This window comes from Enterobacteriaceae endosymbiont of Donacia piscatrix (assembly GCF_012569525.1).
In the GTDB taxonomy this organism is placed as follows: Bacteria; Pseudomonadota; Gammaproteobacteria; order Enterobacterales; family Enterobacteriaceae.
Map to the genome: position 1 here is coordinate 433,320 of NZ_CP046200.1, position 1,161 is coordinate 434,480.

Annotated in this window: 1 protein-coding gene and 1 pseudogene; both read left to right on the forward strand. The window is 18.7% G+C overall.

The genetic code is table 11. The features are described 5' to 3' along the window. A partial coding sequence (gene argS, locus GJT96_RS02150) for an arginine--tRNA ligase domain-containing protein (RefSeq protein WP_169780557.1) occupies window positions 1-809 on the forward strand: 809 nt, incomplete at its 5' end. A gap of 76 nt (window positions 810-885) precedes the next feature. Next, window positions 886-1,161: pseudogene (mnmA, locus tag GJT96_RS02445) on the forward strand (tRNA 2-thiouridine(34) synthase MnmA); the annotation flags it as partial.

A 1,161-nucleotide genomic window follows, 5' to 3' on the forward strand; every position in this document is an offset into this window, starting at 1 on the left:
GTGCATATCTTTATGCTACAATAGATATTGCATGTATTAAATATCGCTATGATTTTTTTAAAGCAGACAGAATTATTTATTATGTAGATTCTCGTCAAAGTCAATATCTTAATCAAATTTTTCAAATAGTTAGAAATGCAAAATATGTACCTAATAATCTAAAATTAGAGCATCATATGTTTGGTATGATTTTAAATAATGATAATAAACCTTTTAAAACAAGAGAAGGAACAAATATTAAATTAAATCATCTTATTGATGAGTCTATTGTTAGATCTAAAAATATAATTTTAAAAAAAAATCCTTTAATCAATAAAAAAATATTAGAAGATTTATCTAAAAAAATTGGTATAGGTGCTATCAAATATGCTGATCTTTCTAAAAATAGAATTAATAATTATATTTTTAATTGGGAAAAAATGTTATCGTTAAACGGAAATACATCTTTATATATTCAATATGCTTACGTTAGAACTATATCTTTATTAAAAAAAGCTAATATTAATTTAAATAATTTTCTTAATTTAGAAATTAATTTTATATCTCATTATGAATTTGATCTTGCTGTATCATTTTTAGATTTTGAAGAAATTATTTTTAAAATTACTGATAAAGGTACTCCTCATTTATTATGTAATTGGTTATATAAAATTACAGTATTATTTTCTTCTTTTTATGAAAATTGTAATATTTTGAATATAAAAGATACTAAATTAAAAATTAGTAGATTAAAAATTGTTTTGTTAACATCTTTATTTTTAAAACAAGGACTATACCTTTTAGGTATAGATATTATAGAAAAAATATAGAAATATTATTAATAAATATATTTTATTTTTAGAAAAAAAAATATTATTATATTTTATATATATAATATAGTCTTATATAAAATATGTTAAAAAAAAAGTTATAATTGCCATGTCCGGGGGAATAGATTCTTCTTTTTCTGCTTGGTTATTAAAAAAACAAAATTATCAAGTAGAAGGATTATTTATGAAAAATTGGGAAGAAGATGATACAAATAATACTTGTAATAGTGAAAAAGATTTATATCATGTAAAGATTATATGTAAAAAATTAAATATTCCTTTACATAAAATTAATTTTTCATTTGAATATTGGAATTATGTTTTTAAAAATTTTCTTTCTGAATATCAAAGG